17 protein-coding genes are annotated in these 14,486 nt (G+C 46.0%); 12 read left to right on the top strand and 5 right to left on the bottom strand.

All coding sequences use genetic code 11. The annotated features are described in order from the left end of the window. Positions 1 to 82: 82 nt before the first annotated feature. From DVO77_RS07060 to DVO77_RS07025, 8 genes are all read left to right on the top strand, one after another. Entirely contained in the window at positions 83 to 2,245 is a 2,163-nt protein-coding gene (locus tag DVO77_RS07060; RefSeq protein ID WP_119977839.1) for a TonB-dependent receptor plug domain-containing protein, read from the top strand. Further along, positions 2,245 to 2,706, top strand: coding sequence for a TlpA family protein disulfide reductase (locus DVO77_RS07055; RefSeq protein ID WP_119977838.1), 462 nt, complete (start codon positions 2,245 to 2,247; stop codon positions 2,704 to 2,706). The genes DVO77_RS07060 and DVO77_RS07055 overlap by 1 nt, the downstream gene beginning before the upstream one ends. 201 nt (positions 2,707 to 2,907) lie before the next feature. Continuing rightward, on the top strand, positions 2,908 to 3,309 hold the full coding sequence (locus DVO77_RS07050; RefSeq protein WP_119977837.1) for a carboxymuconolactone decarboxylase family protein: 402 nt from the start codon (positions 2,908 to 2,910) through the stop codon (positions 3,307 to 3,309). A gap of 74 nt (positions 3,310 to 3,383) precedes the next feature. Continuing rightward, a complete protein-coding gene (locus DVO77_RS07045) occupies positions 3,384 to 4,157 on the top strand; it encodes a class I SAM-dependent methyltransferase (protein ID WP_110458551.1) in 774 nt (257 codons plus the stop codon). A 232-nt stretch (positions 4,158 to 4,389) separates the two neighbouring features. Continuing rightward, positions 4,390 to 5,019, top strand: a complete 630-nt coding sequence (locus tag DVO77_RS07040) for a Vat family streptogramin A O-acetyltransferase (RefSeq protein WP_110458552.1) — start codon at positions 4,390 to 4,392, stop codon at positions 5,017 to 5,019. 137 nt (positions 5,020 to 5,156) lie between these two features. After that, positions 5,157 to 5,579 carry a VOC family protein gene (locus tag DVO77_RS07035; RefSeq protein ID WP_110458553.1) on the top strand — a complete coding sequence of 141 codons (423 nt, stop codon included), beginning with the start codon at positions 5,157 to 5,159 and terminating at the stop codon, positions 5,577 to 5,579. Positions 5,580 to 5,674: 95 nt separating this feature from the next. Then, positions 5,675 to 6,070, top strand: coding sequence for a DUF3465 domain-containing protein (locus DVO77_RS07030; protein WP_110458554.1), 396 nt, complete (start codon positions 5,675 to 5,677; stop codon positions 6,068 to 6,070). 94 nt (positions 6,071 to 6,164) lie between these two features. After that, entirely contained in the window at positions 6,165 to 6,965 is an 801-nt protein-coding gene (locus DVO77_RS07025; RefSeq protein WP_119977836.1) for a PhzF family phenazine biosynthesis protein, read from the top strand. A gap of 273 nt (positions 6,966 to 7,238) precedes the next feature. On the opposite strand, the gene DVO77_RS07020 is transcribed toward DVO77_RS07025, so the two are convergent. Further along, on the bottom strand, positions 7,239 to 7,943 hold the full coding sequence (locus DVO77_RS07020; RefSeq protein ID WP_119977907.1) for a DUF2461 domain-containing protein: 705 nt from the start codon (positions 7,941 to 7,943) through the stop codon (positions 7,239 to 7,241). Between the two features lie 221 nt (positions 7,944 to 8,164). Here DVO77_RS07020 and DVO77_RS07015 point away from each other — a divergent pair, with 221 nt between their 5' ends. The 3 genes from DVO77_RS07015 (at position 8,165) to DVO77_RS07005 (ending at position 10,863) form a co-directional block, all read left to right on the top strand. Then, on the top strand, positions 8,165 to 8,617 hold the full coding sequence (locus tag DVO77_RS07015) for a YaiI/YqxD family protein (RefSeq protein WP_110458556.1): 453 nt from the start codon (positions 8,165 to 8,167) through the stop codon (positions 8,615 to 8,617). Positions 8,618 to 8,863: 246 nt separating this feature from the next. Then, on the top strand, positions 8,864 to 9,955 hold the full coding sequence (locus tag DVO77_RS07010) for a PfkB family carbohydrate kinase (protein ID WP_119977835.1): 1,092 nt from the start codon (positions 8,864 to 8,866) through the stop codon (positions 9,953 to 9,955). Then, positions 9,949 to 10,863, top strand: coding sequence for a pseudouridine-5'-phosphate glycosidase (locus DVO77_RS07005; protein WP_119977834.1), 915 nt, complete (start codon positions 9,949 to 9,951; stop codon positions 10,861 to 10,863). The genes DVO77_RS07010 and DVO77_RS07005 overlap by 7 nt, the downstream gene beginning before the upstream one ends. A 52-nt stretch (positions 10,864 to 10,915) precedes the next feature. Here the strand turns inward: DVO77_RS07005 and DVO77_RS07000 are convergent, their stop codons facing one another. Continuing rightward, a complete protein-coding gene (locus DVO77_RS07000) occupies positions 10,916 to 11,437 on the bottom strand; it encodes an NUDIX hydrolase (RefSeq protein ID WP_119977833.1) in 522 nt (173 codons plus the stop codon). 40 nt (positions 11,438 to 11,477) lie between these two features. Then, positions 11,478 to 11,729 carry a hypothetical protein gene (locus tag DVO77_RS06995; RefSeq protein WP_119977906.1) on the bottom strand — a complete coding sequence of 84 codons (252 nt, stop codon included), beginning with the start codon at positions 11,727 to 11,729 and terminating at the stop codon, positions 11,478 to 11,480. A gap of 271 nt (positions 11,730 to 12,000) precedes the next feature. On the opposite strand from DVO77_RS06995, the gene DVO77_RS06990 reads away from it, so the two are divergent. Further along, positions 12,001 to 12,252 (top strand): DUF2496 domain-containing protein, encoded by a 252-nt coding sequence (locus tag DVO77_RS06990; RefSeq protein WP_211328781.1) that lies wholly within the window; start codon positions 12,001 to 12,003, stop codon positions 12,250 to 12,252. Between the two features lie 210 nt (positions 12,253 to 12,462). Here DVO77_RS06990 and DVO77_RS06985 read toward each other — a convergent pair whose 3' ends face one another. Both DVO77_RS06985 and DVO77_RS06980 read right to left on the bottom strand, forming a co-directional pair. Further along, complete coding sequence (locus tag DVO77_RS06985; protein WP_119977832.1) at positions 12,463 to 12,867, bottom strand: hypothetical protein; 405 nt, start codon at positions 12,865 to 12,867, stop codon at positions 12,463 to 12,465. Positions 12,868 to 12,876: 9 nt separating this feature from the next. Beyond that, the gene (locus tag DVO77_RS06980; RefSeq protein WP_119977904.1) at positions 12,877 to 14,469 is read right to left on the bottom strand and encodes a S41 family peptidase; all 1,593 of its coding nucleotides are present in this window, start codon (positions 14,467 to 14,469) and stop codon (positions 12,877 to 12,879) included. Between the last annotated feature and the right edge of the window lie 17 nt (positions 14,470 to 14,486).

Raw genomic sequence — 14,486 nt, 5'->3', positions numbered from 1 at the left:
GTTAAATCCATGACCTGTGTCAAATAATAATGATTCTCATTCGCGTATTGTTGTACTCTCTTAAATTTTGCGGGGAAAAAGAATGAAACCTACTAATTTGGCTGTAATTTTAGCCATTTTGTTTAGTTCACAACTTGTGGCGTCTGAGCAAGGAAGCAATGGTGAGGCTGTCGATATTGAGCATCTGAGTGTTATTGGGGTAAGGCAGAGGTTGGAGCAAGCGGGAACGTTAGCCAATACCATAATGAAAACAGAAGTGATCAGTGCGAGTATGATTGAAAATAAGAATGCCGTGAATTTATCGGAAGCAATCGATAACTCTCCAGGCGTAAAGGTATCTAATGAATGCTCGATGTGCGGCGTGAAGCGAATTATGCTTAATGGTATGAAGGGTGAGCAGACCACTATTTTGGTTGATGGTTTACCTGTGCATACCATGATTTCTGGCTATTATGCCGTAGATGCTATCCCTACGACCGGAATTGGGGCGATTGAAGTCGCACGAGGTGCTGGAGCCTCTTTAATCGCTCCGGAAGCCATTGGTGGCACGATCAATATCATTAGTTATGAGCCCACGGAAAATGGCGCTGAGTTAGATATATCTGCTGGCGAAAATGGTTACCGAAAGCTGGGGTTTCTGGGTAAAGGGGTGAGTGAGGATGGTGCTACCCGCGCGACTCTAGTTGCTCAATATGACGATAGAGATCAGTTCGATGCCGATAATAACAAGGTTAATGAAGCCCCTCAGCAGGAAAACCGCAGCCTAACAGGCAGGGTCTCTCATGACATCACCGACTTTGATAACCTTGTACTTCGATTCGCCAACATCCAATCGGAAATTTTTGGTGGTCCTATGTTGGGGAGTGCATTTGCCGATGGCAGTGCATCTAGTATCGGTAATGTATTATCTGGGTATGACGATCAATTTAGTGAACCACAACACTTGTTTGAAGATGGTGATGTTCGCAAGCCTTTCACGGGTAAAGCGTGGGAAACGACAGAATGGATTAAAACTGAGCGAAATGAGGCTTCACTCGTTTGGCTTAGAGAGTTCAATGATGATTGGAATATGCATTTGGCGGCCAGTTATGCCGAACATAAACAAGATTCGTTTTATGAAGGATTCGATTATGTAGCCGGTGATAAAATGTGGTTTTTCGATGTGCGTTTTAACCACTTGCTTAACGACGATCAGTTATTAACTTTTGGTGCGGATTTACGAACCGAAAAGATGCGTTCCCATTCTCGCACTGGCTCTACTAATCCTGATTATGTGTCTGATTCGTTTGATTATGATGTTAAAGGCCTCTATCTGCAAGATACATGGCAAGCCACACAAGATCTTGAGATTGCCATGGCCTTACGTTATGACACCATTACCGCCGACTTTACCGATCCTAATAAACCAGGGATCGAACTCGATGAATCAATTTTATCTCCTCGAGTCGACGTGCGTCTGCGTCACAATGATCAATGGACGTCGCGATTGTCTGCCGGACGAGGTTATCGTGCACCGCTATCCTTTTTTGAGACAGATCATGGCATATTAGACGGCTCACTCGGTTTCGACATAGATATAGATGAGTTAGAGCGTTCAAATTCGGCTAACTATGCATTGAGTTATGACAATGGACAGTTTACCTCTACAGCTTCTGTGGCATGGACAGAAGTCGAGCATCTAGCAGCATTGACAACTAATGAGCATGGCATTCCATTACTGACCCAACTGGATGAAAAAGCCAGCGTCATTACCAGTGATATCGCTTTAGGTTATCGTTTAACCGATGAGTTAACGATAAACGTAACTGGCGAACACTTTAATTATGATTCAGTCTTCAAGTCATCATATGCGGTAGCGCCTATTGAGGAAAGAGTGACATTGACGCTCGATTGGGACATTAAGGATTGGGAGTTGTTTGCTAATTTAGTTTGGGTTGGGAGTCGTGACTTATCTGAGTATGGCTACGAGGGTTATAATCGCTTAGACGCTAATGGCCAGGTGGATCCAGACTCGAAAAAGGCTAGCGATGCGCCTTCCTATGTCACGCTCGATTTACGCGTTAATTATCAGTTTAATGACTATATGTCACTTTACAGTGGGGTGAGTAATTTATTTGATTACACTCAAGCTGGTAATGAAGAGTCTCCATTGTTTTATGATGCCGATGGTGCTTTCGATGTGGGATATATTTATGGTCCTCTACGTGGCAGAGAAATTTACGCAGGCATGAAGCTCGCTTTCTAATGCTGCGTCAAATTATCTTAATGCTTGTTTGCTGCGCTGCGCCTCTACAGGCAGCGCAGCTTACTCAGGGCTATCTATACCAAGACTTACGTAGCCAAAAGGTCGTTAACCTCTCGCACTTAGAAGGGCACGCGATTGCACTTATGTTTTTTGAGCCCGAGTGTCCTTGGTGTATTAAACAGGCACGAGCACTTCGAAATCTAGAGCAAAATTGTGTAGCCCGCATCCATCCGGTTGCTTTAGGCATTAACGGGAATAATTTGACGCTGAAACGTGCTTTGTTTAGGTTGAACTTTCCTTTCGAAGCTTATCGGGCTCCGCGAAAATTGTTAACAGATATGGGGGGGATCCCCGCAACTCCAATTCTATTGCTATTAAATGCCCAAGGTGAACTCATTAAAGGGTTTCGGGGTTACACCGAAGAAGTTGTGCTAAAAGAGTTACTTTGTCCGTTGAGTTAAGCTGTCGTCAAAAGCCACTAGAGCATTGGATGACTCTACGCTGCATTGTGCTATGAGGTGCCTCTGTATTTCTATTTTTTTGTCGACCCTTTTCTCATTTGAATGGCTTGCTGTGTGTCTTTTGTACGGGTACTTTATAGTCGAGGGGGGAGCCGGTATTACCTCTATGGCATCAACTATGTGTGGGAGCACGAAATAAGCATGGATAAAGATAAGTTCGAACAAGGGTTAGCGGTAAGGCGAGAAGTGATGGGCGATGCATTTGTCGATAGGGCGCTAAATTCAGCCACCGAGTTTACCCAGCCATTGCAAGATTTGGTGACCCGCAATGCGTGGGGAGAAGTGTGGGTGCGAGAGGGGATCTCAAAGCAAACTCGTAGCCTTATTACGATTGCCACTTTGGCTACATTAAAGGCACCGACCGAATTGAAAGGCCATGTGAGAGGCGCACTGCGAAACGGCTGCACGGTTGCAGAGATCCAAGAGGTGTTACTGCACTCAACGGTCTACTGCGGCATGCCATCGGGTATCGAGGCATTTCGCGCCGCCGCCGATGCCATTGAGGCTTGGCAGGCAGAGTGCTCACAAACGGATACCGAGTAACCATAGAGTATGGCTATGTTGAGCGATGCAGCTTTGCCTCAGTTGTCTCTATTTTAGGAATACAGATCAATAAAATGGACTATTTAACCATTAATCAAGATACATGGAATAAGCGTGCGGCTATCCATGTTAATTCAACGTTTTACGATGTGGCAGGTTTTCTTAAGGGAAACAGTTCATTAAATCCTATCGAGCTGCAGCAAGTGGGCGCGGTTGAGGGGAAAAGGCTACTGCATCTACAGTGTCATTTCGGCTTAGATAGCCTGTCATGGGCGAGATTAGGTGCAGTTGTAACAGGTGTCGATCTATCCAGTGTAGCCATTGAATATGCACGACGCTTAGCGGAGCAATCGGCACTCGAAGCGACGTTTATCGAAAGTGATCTTTATCAATTTGGCATCGATAATAGCGAGCAGTTTGATATTGTCTTCACCTCATACGGCGTGCTCTGCTGGCTGCCCGATTTAACTCAGTGGGCACAAATGGTTGCCGATGCCTTGTGTGTTGGCGGTGAGCTACATCTGGTTGAGTTTCACAGCATTAACGATCTGCTATCTGGTTACTCCTACTTTCCTCAACCTCATCCCGATGTCGAAGAGGAGGGCACCTACACCGAAAATTGTGACGGGCGAAAATCGCCTGTGGTGACCTGGGCGCATTCGCTCAGTGAGGTGCTCACTGCGCTTATCAGCGCAGGCCTTACAATCGAAGCGTTTAAAGAGTATCCATCAAGCCCTTATGATTGTTTCGAGGGGCTCGAATATGTTGATAGTGCAGGATATCAGTTGCGCTACCAAGGTCAGTTAGTACCGCTTATTTACTCAATTAAGGCGACAAAAATCGGCTAGTAGATACCGTCAAGAGTGCGCGAGCATGGGGTTTGCGTCTGAATTGCCGTAAGTTTGTGACAAGGTTCAGTCGTTAAGGACTATTTCTTAAGTACTTTTTTCGAACAAGTATTTCCTAGGGGATATTTAGCAAGGGTTCAAGGAAAATCAACAAGGAGTCACACTTGAGTCTAGTTAAGCCACTAATCGCGTTTAGATTTTACCTCCCATAATATACTCTCGGAGTTAATATATGCACGGTCCTAATCCAAATGAAAAACACCCTATGGCAGGATTTCCTCAAGTGGGTTTTCTGAAAAACTTTATTTCATCGGCCAATATTATTGTCGGTGATTATACCTATTATGATGACCCTGATGGTCCGGAAAACTTTGAAGCCAACGTGCTTTATCATTTCCCGTTTATTGGTGACAAATTGATCATAGGTCGGTTTTGCGCCATCGCTAAAGGGGTAGAGTTTATTATGAATGGTGCCAACCATAATATGGCTGGCATCTCGACCTATCCATTTTATATTTTTGGCCAAGGATGGGAAAAATCTATGCCTGAAGCGGGTGAGCTTCCCTATAAAGGCGATACGATTGTTGGTAATGACGTTTGGCTCGGGTATGAGTCCACCATTATGCCTGGGGTATCGATAGGCGATGGGGCCATCATTGCCAGTAAGTCTGTGGTGACATCTGATGTACCGCCATACAGCATAGTGGGCGGGAACCCTGCTAAAGTGATTAAGTATCGTTTTGATGATGCGACAATTCAGCGCTTGTTGTCGGTGGCATGGTGGGACTGGAGTGCCGAGAAAATCACTGAGAATATAGCGGTGATAGTGAGTCACGACATCGATGCTTTGAGTCATATTTAAGGCCTGCGAAGTCGTTACGATTAGCTCTTCACACTAGGCTGAATGTGGCTCAGAAACAGTATACCTTTTCGTTGCTATGTTAACGTTGGCTGCGACGGCGGCGTCTAATCTAGCCTTATAACCAGTGAGGAGCCGCTGTGAAACAAAATATTGTCCATATTGCATTAGTCGTAAAAGACTATGATGAGGCGATTGATTTTTATGTCAATAAGTTAAAGTTTGATCTGGTCGAAGATACCTATCAAGTTGAACAAAACAAACGTTGGGTGGTGGTAGCGCCGCCGGGCTCAAACGGGATGGGGCTACTGCTCGCAAAAGCATCTAAACCTGCGCAAGAGGCCTATATCGGCAATCAGGCGGGTGGACGCGTTTTTTTATTCCTTAATACTGATGATTTTTGGCGTGACTACCAACACATGGTTTCTGTTGGAGTGAACTTTATTCGAGAGCCTGCAGAGCAAGAGTATGGCACCGTCGCTGTGTTTGAAGATCTCTATGGTAATCTCTGGGATCTATTGCAGTTAAAGCCAGATCATCCCATGGTGTTAAGAACTGTATAACGATAACGGCATGGTTAAGATGCGCCTTAAGCATAAGATCGAACTGGTTATCGTGGCCCTTGTGGATAGGTTTTCGCTATTAAGTGAGGCTAAGAATGAAGCAGATATTAACCCGTATTCTATTGAGCTTGACCCTATTGTCCTTGCCGGTGTGGGCCAATGATGCGCTTTTACAACAGGCTTATGAATCACAACAAAGTGATATTCAGGTGCAGGGTGAGGGCATTGTGAGTCGTGTGTTAGCCGATGATGATAAAGGTTCAAGACACCAACGCTTTATTTTACGTCTCGATAATCGACAGAGTATTTTAATTGCGCATAACATCGATATTGCCCCTAGGATCCCTAACTTAACTATGGGCGACACAGTACAATTTTACGGCGAATATGAGTGGAATAAAAAAGGCGGTGTCATTCACTGGACACATAAAGATCCTAACAATCGTCACCCTCATGGCTGGTTAAAGCACAAAGGGATAAAGTATCAATAAATGTGGTGACACCTGCTCGCGGTGAAAGGGGTCATCTGTTAAGGAAACCTCGGCTTTTAGAGGTGCCCGTATCATTATCAATTAGGAAGATGCAGTGGAAGTAAATATTTATCAAGTTGACTCGTTCACATCTGAAGTTTTCAAAGGCAATCCTGCTGGGGTATGTATCACAGAGCAGAGTCTTGATAAGAGCACTATGCTGGCCATTTCAGCTGAGATGGCGGTGTCAGAAACGGCATTTTTAGCACTTGATACCATGCAATTACGCTGGTTTACACCTGAAGTTGAAGTAAGCCTGTGTGGTCATGGCACCTTAGCCGTTGCGCATATACTTAAAGAACTAGGGCGCAATCGTACTGGTGACATCATTGAGTTCAATACGCTATCGGGAATATTACAAGCAGAGCTGGATAGCGATTGTATTCATCTATTGTTTCCTGCACCTCGGTTAGACATGGCTACTCGCGTGGACCCTGAACTCATCCAGTTTTTGGGTATGGCTGCCGATAGCGTCATCGATTATGGCACTTTTGATACCAAACAACTCATCGTGCTCGATAGTGAAGATGAGCTCAAGCGGCTTGCGCCTAATTTTGGCGGCTTAGCCAAACTTCAAGGCCGTGGTGTGCTGGTCACGGCTAAATCAGACTCCGCAGTTGATTTTGTTTCACGATACTTCGCCCCTTGGGTCGGAGTTAATGAAGATCCCGTTACGGGATCAGCCCATTGTGCCTTATGCCTGTATTGGTCAGAAAAGTTACATAAGTCTCGCATGCAAGGGTTTCAGGCTTCTTCACGAGGGGGCCATGTTGATGTTGAGCTATTGGCATCAGGCTTGATTAAATTATCGGGGCAGGCGGTTACGGTGTTGAAAGGACAAATGAAAATCGCATAACAACATGTCAAACGCAGAGGATAAAATGAAAGGTGCTCTGCTGTGGTATTGGAGCTGATCTATTGCTGCGAGTGATAATGTGAATATCGAGATCGTATCAACAAGCGCAGTGCTTTTATGTCAGTGAGTGCCCTTGGGCTTCATCTAAGGCTCAAGGGCTTCAATAGAGTCAATAAACTGTGGTCGTACATAGCGGTGACACAGATAAACCTACAGCGCCGCGATAGCGCTGTATTTCGGTGCGTTTTAATTAAGCATATTAATGGCCGCTGATTAATAATCTAAATCCAATGCAAAACAAAGATAAGCCATCAGCTTATTGGCGTGGCTAAATTGCTCGGCACACCATAGGTCAAAATTATCGGCAAATAGTTGCTCTGTGCTGATGGCTTTGATGGCGATAAAGTCTTTGCGCTTAAGCTCATCAATCATTGGGTGGTCTTTATCAAATCCTTTTGGTGGCCTGATTAGGCTGTCTCCGTCCATGGAAAAACCGGCAGCAGTCAGTTGCTTTAAGGCCTGTTTATAGGCGCTGGGGTTATCAAGGATACAGCTACGAATGCGGTTTAACGCCTTGCTGTCAGGATGCCAAATGCCGGCGCCGATAAAGCAACCTTCGTTGGCAATGTGTAGATAAAAACCGGGTGCATGCACATCCTTGCCTTGGAAGTGACGAAATTGAATGCCGACATTGATTTTATACGGGGTTTTATCTTTGCTAAAGCGGGCATCACGTTGGGGGCGCATTAGGCTGCCGCCGACCTTTTTGGCTACCGCCGTGAGGCGAGGCGATAGCTGCTGAATATGCGGTGTCATCGCTTCAATAAATTGAAGTGCAGGGGTGCGCACCTTATCTTCATAGTCGGCTTGATTGGCCTTAAACCAGTCGCGATGATTGTTCGCTGCTAATTGAGTCAAAAAAGCTAAGGTCTCTGGCGTAAATACTGGCGCAGGTGCGTTGGAAATAACTACTGTCATAATAAATTGATTACTAATAAAGCCCTGATAGTGAGATAAAAATACCATATCTTTTGTCAAAGTGTTAATCGACCCTCGGCCAAAAATGCACACTGGGCATATTCGGTCGTTAAGCGGATTTATGCTATAGTCGCCGCCAACCAATTATGAACTTAATCGTGCTGCGACAGGGCCTATATGCTAGGCACATAAGTGTTTGCTCAAACGAGCTGGAGGGGTAAATGAAAATTTGGGTCGATGCCGACGCATGTCCTGGGGTGATAAAAGAGATGCTATTTCGCGCTGCCGATCGCGCCGAAATCGAGGTCACGTTAGTGGCTAACCATGTAATGCGAATTCCGCCATCCCGCTTCATCAATTTAGTCACTGTCTCGTCAGGCTTTGATGTAGCCGATGATGAGATAGTCAAACGCTTAAGTGCAGGCGATTTGGTGATCACCGCCGATATTCCGCTGGCTTCAGAGGTGATTGATAAAGGCGGTTTTGCGTTAAATCCAAGAGGTGAGTTGTATACCACGCAAAATATTAAATCGATTCTTAATATGCGTGACTTTATGGACACCATGCGTGCCAGTGGCGTACAAACCGGTGGCCCTGCGGCGATTGGCCAAAGCGAAAAACAGGCCTTTGGTAATCAGCTGGATAAGTTTATTACTAAGCACCATAAGCGGTAATCGTATTAACCAAAGATGCCGTTTTAACCCTCCCTCGAAAGGCGCTATTAGCGCCTTTTTTGTTGCTGTTGTTGTGGCTTTACTTGTGATTTGTGTGTTTTTTTGTGGGTTTTAAATCTGCTTGCGATCACAAAATTTATCAATTAAGTGCAAATTTAACTTGCGTTATTTGTTGGCTAACATTACTTTAAAACAAAAGTTTGTTTAGCAAACATTTGTTTGCCTGCTATTGATGGGATCACTCAAATGACTGAACGTGAAATAGAAATATTAGCAATACTTAAGCAAGATCCCTTAATTCCTCAGCAGGAGTTGGCCGATAAGATCGGTATTAGTCGTTCCGCTGTTGCTGGGCACATTATGAATCTGACGCACAAAGGGATTATCCGCGGCAAAGGATATATTTTAGCGAAAGCGCGCTATGCCGTGGTGATTGGTGGGGCGAATATGGATATTCTTGGCCGCCCAACGGATGGACTTCGCGTTGGCGATTCAAATCCTGGAAGCGTAAGTTGCTCTCCGGGTGGTGTGGGACGTAATATCGCCGAAAACTTGTCTCGTCTTGGCACCGAAACGCGCTTAATGACCGCGGTGGGCAAAGACGCTTACGGACAACAGATCATCGAGCACTGTCAGCACGCTGGCATCGATATGAAAAATACTTTGCAATTGAGCGATGGTATCACGTCGACTTATCTTTCTGTCCTCGACGGTGATAGCGATATGCATGTGGCTATCAACGATATGGCTATCCTAGAACGTTTAAATGTCGATGTCTTAAAATCGCAGCAGGCGATGCTACAACGGGCCGACTTAATTGTGATCGACGCTAATTTATCGGAAGCGAGTTTGGCATACCTCCTGAGTAATTACGCCGATATTCCACTGTTTGTTGACACCGTCTCTTGTGCGAAAGCGACTAAATTAAAACCCTACCTCAATGCGATTCATACCCTTAAACCTAATCTGAAAGAGGCCGAGCAACTCTCTGGCATTGCTATTTCACATTATGACCAATTACCTAACTTAGCTAATTGGTTTCATGAGCAAGGGGTTGAGCGGATCTTTTTAAGCTTAGGCATAGATGGTGTTTTTTATAGCGATAAGCAGGAGCAAGCACTTATCCCTGCCATCCCGGTTTCTATGGTAAATGCCAATGGGGCGGGAGATGCGTTTCTTGCAGGGCTTGCCCATGGCTTCATTCAAGATTGGTCGACACGAAAATCGACCGAGTTTGCGATGGCGGCAGCAGTTGTCGCACTGTCCGATATTGCAACGATTAACCCTAATATGTCTGAAATATCTGTAAATCGAGTGATCAAGGAGTCTATATGTTAGCGCAGTACCTAGATATTAACCCCGAAGTGAAAGCCGCATTGGATGCAGGTCGTCCGGTTGTCGCATTAGAATCAACTATTATTTCTCATGGTATGCCATATCCACAAAACGTTGAAACGGCACTGAAGGTAGAGCAAATCATTCGTGATAATGGTGCGATACCTGCAACAATAGCCATCTTAAATGGACGTCTTAAAGTGGGTATGACTCATGATGAGATCGAATATTTAGGCAAGGCGGGTCAAGCGGTAATTAAGACGAGTCGTCGCGATATTCCTTTCATTGTTGCGCAAAAAGCAGATGGGGCGACCACTGTTGCTTCGACGATGATTTTAGCGGATATGGCAGGCATCAAAGTGTTTGCGACTGGTGGTATCGGTGGCGTACACCGCGGCGCACAAGAGACTTTCGATATATCTGCGGATCTACAAGAGCTTGCCAATACCGAGGTTGCCGTTGTTTGTGCTGGCGCTAAGTCAATTTTGGATATCGGCCTAACCTTAGAATATCTCGAGACTCAAGGCGTAGCTGTGGTGGGTTACCAAACGGAAAAAGTACCCGCATTTTATACCAGAGAAAGTGATTTCAATGTCGACTATCGTCTCGATGACCCGAAACAGATTGCCGATGCGATGGCAGCTAAGTGGCAGATGGGCTTAAAAGGGGGGGTTGTTGTGACTAACCCCATCCCTGAGCAGCATGCACTAGATAAAGCGATGATCGATCAGGTGATTAAAAATGCCGTTGTGGAGATGGAAGAAAAGGGCATTTCGGGCAAAGCCTCTACACCATTCCTATTAGCGAAAGTGGCTGAAAAAACTGAAGGCTGTAGCTTGGCCGCGAACATAGCGCTTGTGTTTAACAATGCTAAACTCGCCTCACAAATTGCCTGCGAATTTTATCAATAATTGTCGCTAATGATGAAAGAGCACCTCGGGCGCTCTTTCATTCCCTTGACTGCTAGAGCAATTCAGTGACAATGCGTTTTAGCAAGAATGTCTCTCGTTCGATCGACATCCCTTTTTTATCGCTATGGGCCATAGTGTGCTCGTTATGGGCGATGGCATCATGAATATTAATCCAGACCGGATACATGCCATTTTGGATCTCATGGGCTTCAAGCTTAGTGTCTCCAAGTGTTTCGCCGATGGAGCATACAAAGCAAAATGACTCCATATGAACAAAGTCAAAGCCGGCCTTATACCAGGGGCGATACTCTTCATAGCGGCCAAATTCAGACACAATTTCAATGGTGTGTGCGCCCGTTTCCTCTGCCAGTTCACGTATTAGCCCTTGTCGAATATCTTCACCTTCATCCACACCGCCGCCGGGGATACTGTAATCGTGATAACGTTCGGTATAGAGCATCAGCACCTCTTCACCGCGTAAAATGATGCCGCGTGCAGCCTGGCGGTGAAAGCCATTCGCGTTCGTCTGTGGGTTATCGAGATCGGGATGGATGGTTGATTTTAATAAGCGCATAGCAACTCTGGCGAAGGTTTCATGATAAAAAGGCGCCGAATTAAGCGATCATTTCCATCTCAAGTTCAATATCGGTGCAGCCTTTTTTACAAAATACGCCGTATTTACCACTGGCTTGCTTATCGGTTGGCACCACAAGTTGCAGTGGTTGCTGGCAGACTTCACACAGCACGGTATTGCCTTTAAAGAGTCGTTTGATCAGATTTTTTTGTTCATTAAAGGATTTTGCCGTCGTTTTATTGATGGCTGAAAAATCCAGTTTTTGGGGTTTCGGGGCGCTATTTTCGCTCATATCTACCATTCGTGGTCGGTTCATTATAGGGGCAGTATATTCAGTCTGGGGGCAACACTAAAGTCTTTCTGTTTGATCCTGTCGCTAAGCGGTTAAATATTCATACTTTGCACAAGCCGCTTATATTGTTGCTAAGTAGAGGTTGTTTGCCAATTAGCGACGAATTTGTCGAGCCTGACTGGCGACGCTTAACTTATCGCCTCGGCAGGCTTGTTGTGTCCTAGCGGCTATGTAAAAATATCGACTCACTTTGGTTAACCTAAATTAAGCTATGTCGCCTAAGGCCTATCGCCCAGAAGAAGATCCCTCTCAAGAACATCAGTCACAAGCTGCCAGCATCGAGACGCCATCTGTGACAGCAAGCCCCTTAGCGGATGCTAGCGATGAGATTAAACTGGCGGTGGATCTGATCTACTTATTAGAAACACACGCCATTGCCCCACAAGTTGCGCTGGAAGCGCTCGCCATTGTCAGTGCCGATTTGCGAGCCAAAATTGCGGCCAGCGAGGATGATACGGCGTGAAATGTGGCAGATAACTTGCCATAGGTAAAAGGCCACAGATACAAAATTATGCTATCTGCGCCTAGATGGTTATCTGCGTTGTGAGTCAACACTGGCGTTAACATTATCGCCCATAAAAAAAGCCACTGTGTTTAATAAGACAGTGGCTTTTTTAGTGCAAGGCTTTGGCTTATCGCTGTGGGCTATTGCTGTTGGCAGGAGCTCACCATGCTATTTGGCTGGTCTGCATCGAGTATGAGTTAGAGGCGGGCTTTGCTTACCTTGCTCATCGGCCAGCAGACACTGGCCGTCTTTTATTAATAACTGCACAATGCGCGGCGATTCATAGTCACGCCCCATAATAAGCACGCCGTTGGCATCCTTATGCTCTAGGCGTGCCAGTGTCAGGTTGGGGGTTTGAGTAAAAGCCCCCGCAGCCAGTGTCACTTTTTGCATCTGCAGCAGAGTGGCAATAGTACGCTCTAACTCTAAGGTGCTGGCAGCGCTAGGTTCGGTGATGACTGCCGGCAAGGCTTCTGCCTGACTGTCATCGGCTTGTAGGCTGCAACCGGCAAGCAACAAGTAAGTCATCAGCCACCAACCAAGCCGTGCGCGAGATTTAGCATGAGCTTGCATCTGTACTCCTTATAGCCCAGTAGGCCAAACACGGTTATTACGAAGCTTACTTTGTACTCGAGTATCTTCGAGGGTAAACCCTTTATCGATAAAGGGTGCCTGAGCGGCGACCCTGCCCATTGATGATGTGCTAAGGGCTGGACAACGGTTATTGTCGCGATAATAGAGCGCGGCAGATAACAAGCGTTCATTGATGTTCCCTAGCGGCTGGCTAAAGTCATCATTAAGGACACAACCTGGAAGATCGCTGGCCAAAGTGGGATTACTACTGGGGACAAAACCGTCAGAGTAATCGCCAAAGCCTTTGTCGTTGACGCCTTTAAATTGCACACTAAAGTAGGTGGTATCGCAATTAGGAGTTGGATAAAAACCATAGGGCTTACCACAGCTAGTGCCACCGATTTGGATCACATCAATATCGATGCCGCGCAGGCCATTCATTAAGGCTTCACTGGCAGAACAAGTATTATTAGTGGTAAGTACAAACACCCGTTGCAGGTTGAGTGAGGGGAGGGCTTCCCCTTGTGCAAGTGTGTTGGGATCAAAACCTATGCTCTGATCAATAAAGGGGATTGGGGTTAAGGCTTCACCTGTCACAGGATCGCGATTAGGGTATTTGTCGTTAAAGGTGAGTCGTTCAAAGGTACGATTTTGGGTCGCTTGCTCACCGGCAATCATGTAACCCAATTGGCTTGCTAGGGCGAGTAAGCCACCGCCGTTGTAGCGTAAGTCCAACACCAGATCTTGTACATCAGAATTCTTTAAGCCGTTGATGGCATCAACCAATTGACGCTCTGCAGTGGCGATATGGGCGTTAAATTGGATATAGCCGACATTGCCGCTAAATGTGGGGATGGCGCTGGCAATAGGCACTGGTGTCGACACCACGCTGGTGGCGGTTAAAGTGACATTGCGGATCTCGGTGGCGCCTAAGTCGAGTACGCCAAAGTCAGTCTGTTTGCCAGAGACACTAGGAAATAGACCGGCATTGAGAATATTGATTGAGTCGCTGTCATTTGCATCTTTAATACTGACGCCATCGACGCTGACGAGTACCGCACCACGGCCGATACTGGCCAACGCCGCAGGAGAATTGGGCTCGCTAAAGGTCACTGTGACTTTTCTATCCATCCCAGCACTGGCCTGCTGTAAGTATAAATTAAAGCCGTAGCCTAACGACGCTCCCGCCTGATTTAATTGTTCCCACTCGGCACTGGACATAGCGTAATGGAATTTGTCTTTGATATTGCCAGACGCCGATAGCTCATTAGTTTTGAGCAGTTCAAAGTACTCGGGTACGGTATAAGGTGCAGGATCGGTATCGACGATTTCGTCATACCATAAATAGGTGTCGTTACTCCATGAACGCAGCCACAACTTTTCACTGAGCTCGGAGCCACTTTGATCGGCAACGCATTGATTAGCCAGTTGAGCATATGGGATAAACTCACCCTCAACCCAAGCCAAACCACCATTATTGGCGCCAGTATCGATAGTGCCTCCAGAGGTATCTGTTGTACTACCGTTGCCACCCCCTCCACATGCGGTGAGCAAAAGTGCCGATAGCAACAAGCCTGGCAAGTTGTGTTTAATGGATAACATCATAAATAATCCTTTAC

Source organism: Shewanella algidipiscicola, from assembly GCF_003605125.1.
Taxonomy (GTDB): domain Bacteria; phylum Pseudomonadota; class Gammaproteobacteria; order Enterobacterales; family Shewanellaceae; genus Shewanella; species Shewanella algidipiscicola.
Note: the sequence above shows the minus strand (reverse complement) of the source record. Positions and strands in the feature narration are given on the sequence as shown.

Bases quoted from the DNA above. Each gene is read 5' to 3' on its own strand.
- DVO77_RS07015 (WP_110458556.1), top strand. From the start codon at position 8,165: ATGAAAATTTGGGTCGATGCCGACGCATGTCCTGGGGTGATAAAAGAG.
- DVO77_RS07050 (WP_119977837.1), top strand. From the start codon at position 2,908: ATGGATAAAGATAAGTTCGAACAAGGGTTAGCGGTAAGGCGAGAAGTG.
- DVO77_RS07020 (WP_119977907.1), bottom strand. From the start codon at position 7,943: ATGACAGTAGTTATTTCCAACGCACCTGCGCCAGTATTTACGCCAGAG.
- DVO77_RS06980 (WP_119977904.1), bottom strand. From the start codon at position 14,469: ATGTTATCCATTAAACACAACTTGCCAGGCTTGTTGCTATCGGCACTT.
- DVO77_RS06990 (WP_211328781.1), top strand. From the start codon at position 12,001: ATGTCGCCTAAGGCCTATCGCCCAGAAGAAGATCCCTCTCAAGAACAT.
- DVO77_RS07000 (WP_119977833.1), bottom strand. From the start codon at position 11,437: ATGCGCTTATTAAAATCAACCATCCATCCCGATCTCGATAACCCACAG.
- DVO77_RS06995 (WP_119977906.1), bottom strand. From the start codon at position 11,729: ATGAGCGAAAATAGCGCCCCGAAACCCCAAAAACTGGATTTTTCAGCC.
- DVO77_RS07045 (WP_110458551.1), top strand. From the start codon at position 3,384: ATGGACTATTTAACCATTAATCAAGATACATGGAATAAGCGTGCGGCT.
- DVO77_RS07030 (WP_110458554.1), top strand. From the start codon at position 5,675: ATGAAGCAGATATTAACCCGTATTCTATTGAGCTTGACCCTATTGTCC.
- DVO77_RS07060 (WP_119977839.1), top strand. From the start codon at position 83: ATGAAACCTACTAATTTGGCTGTAATTTTAGCCATTTTGTTTAGTTCA.
- DVO77_RS07055 (WP_119977838.1), top strand. From the start codon at position 2,245: ATGCTGCGTCAAATTATCTTAATGCTTGTTTGCTGCGCTGCGCCTCTA.
- DVO77_RS07010 (WP_119977835.1), top strand. From the start codon at position 8,864: ATGACTGAACGTGAAATAGAAATATTAGCAATACTTAAGCAAGATCCC.
- DVO77_RS07005 (WP_119977834.1), top strand. From the start codon at position 9,949: ATGTTAGCGCAGTACCTAGATATTAACCCCGAAGTGAAAGCCGCATTG.
- DVO77_RS07040 (WP_110458552.1), top strand. From the start codon at position 4,390: ATGCACGGTCCTAATCCAAATGAAAAACACCCTATGGCAGGATTTCCT.
- DVO77_RS06985 (WP_119977832.1), bottom strand. From the start codon at position 12,867: ATGCAAGCTCATGCTAAATCTCGCGCACGGCTTGGTTGGTGGCTGATG.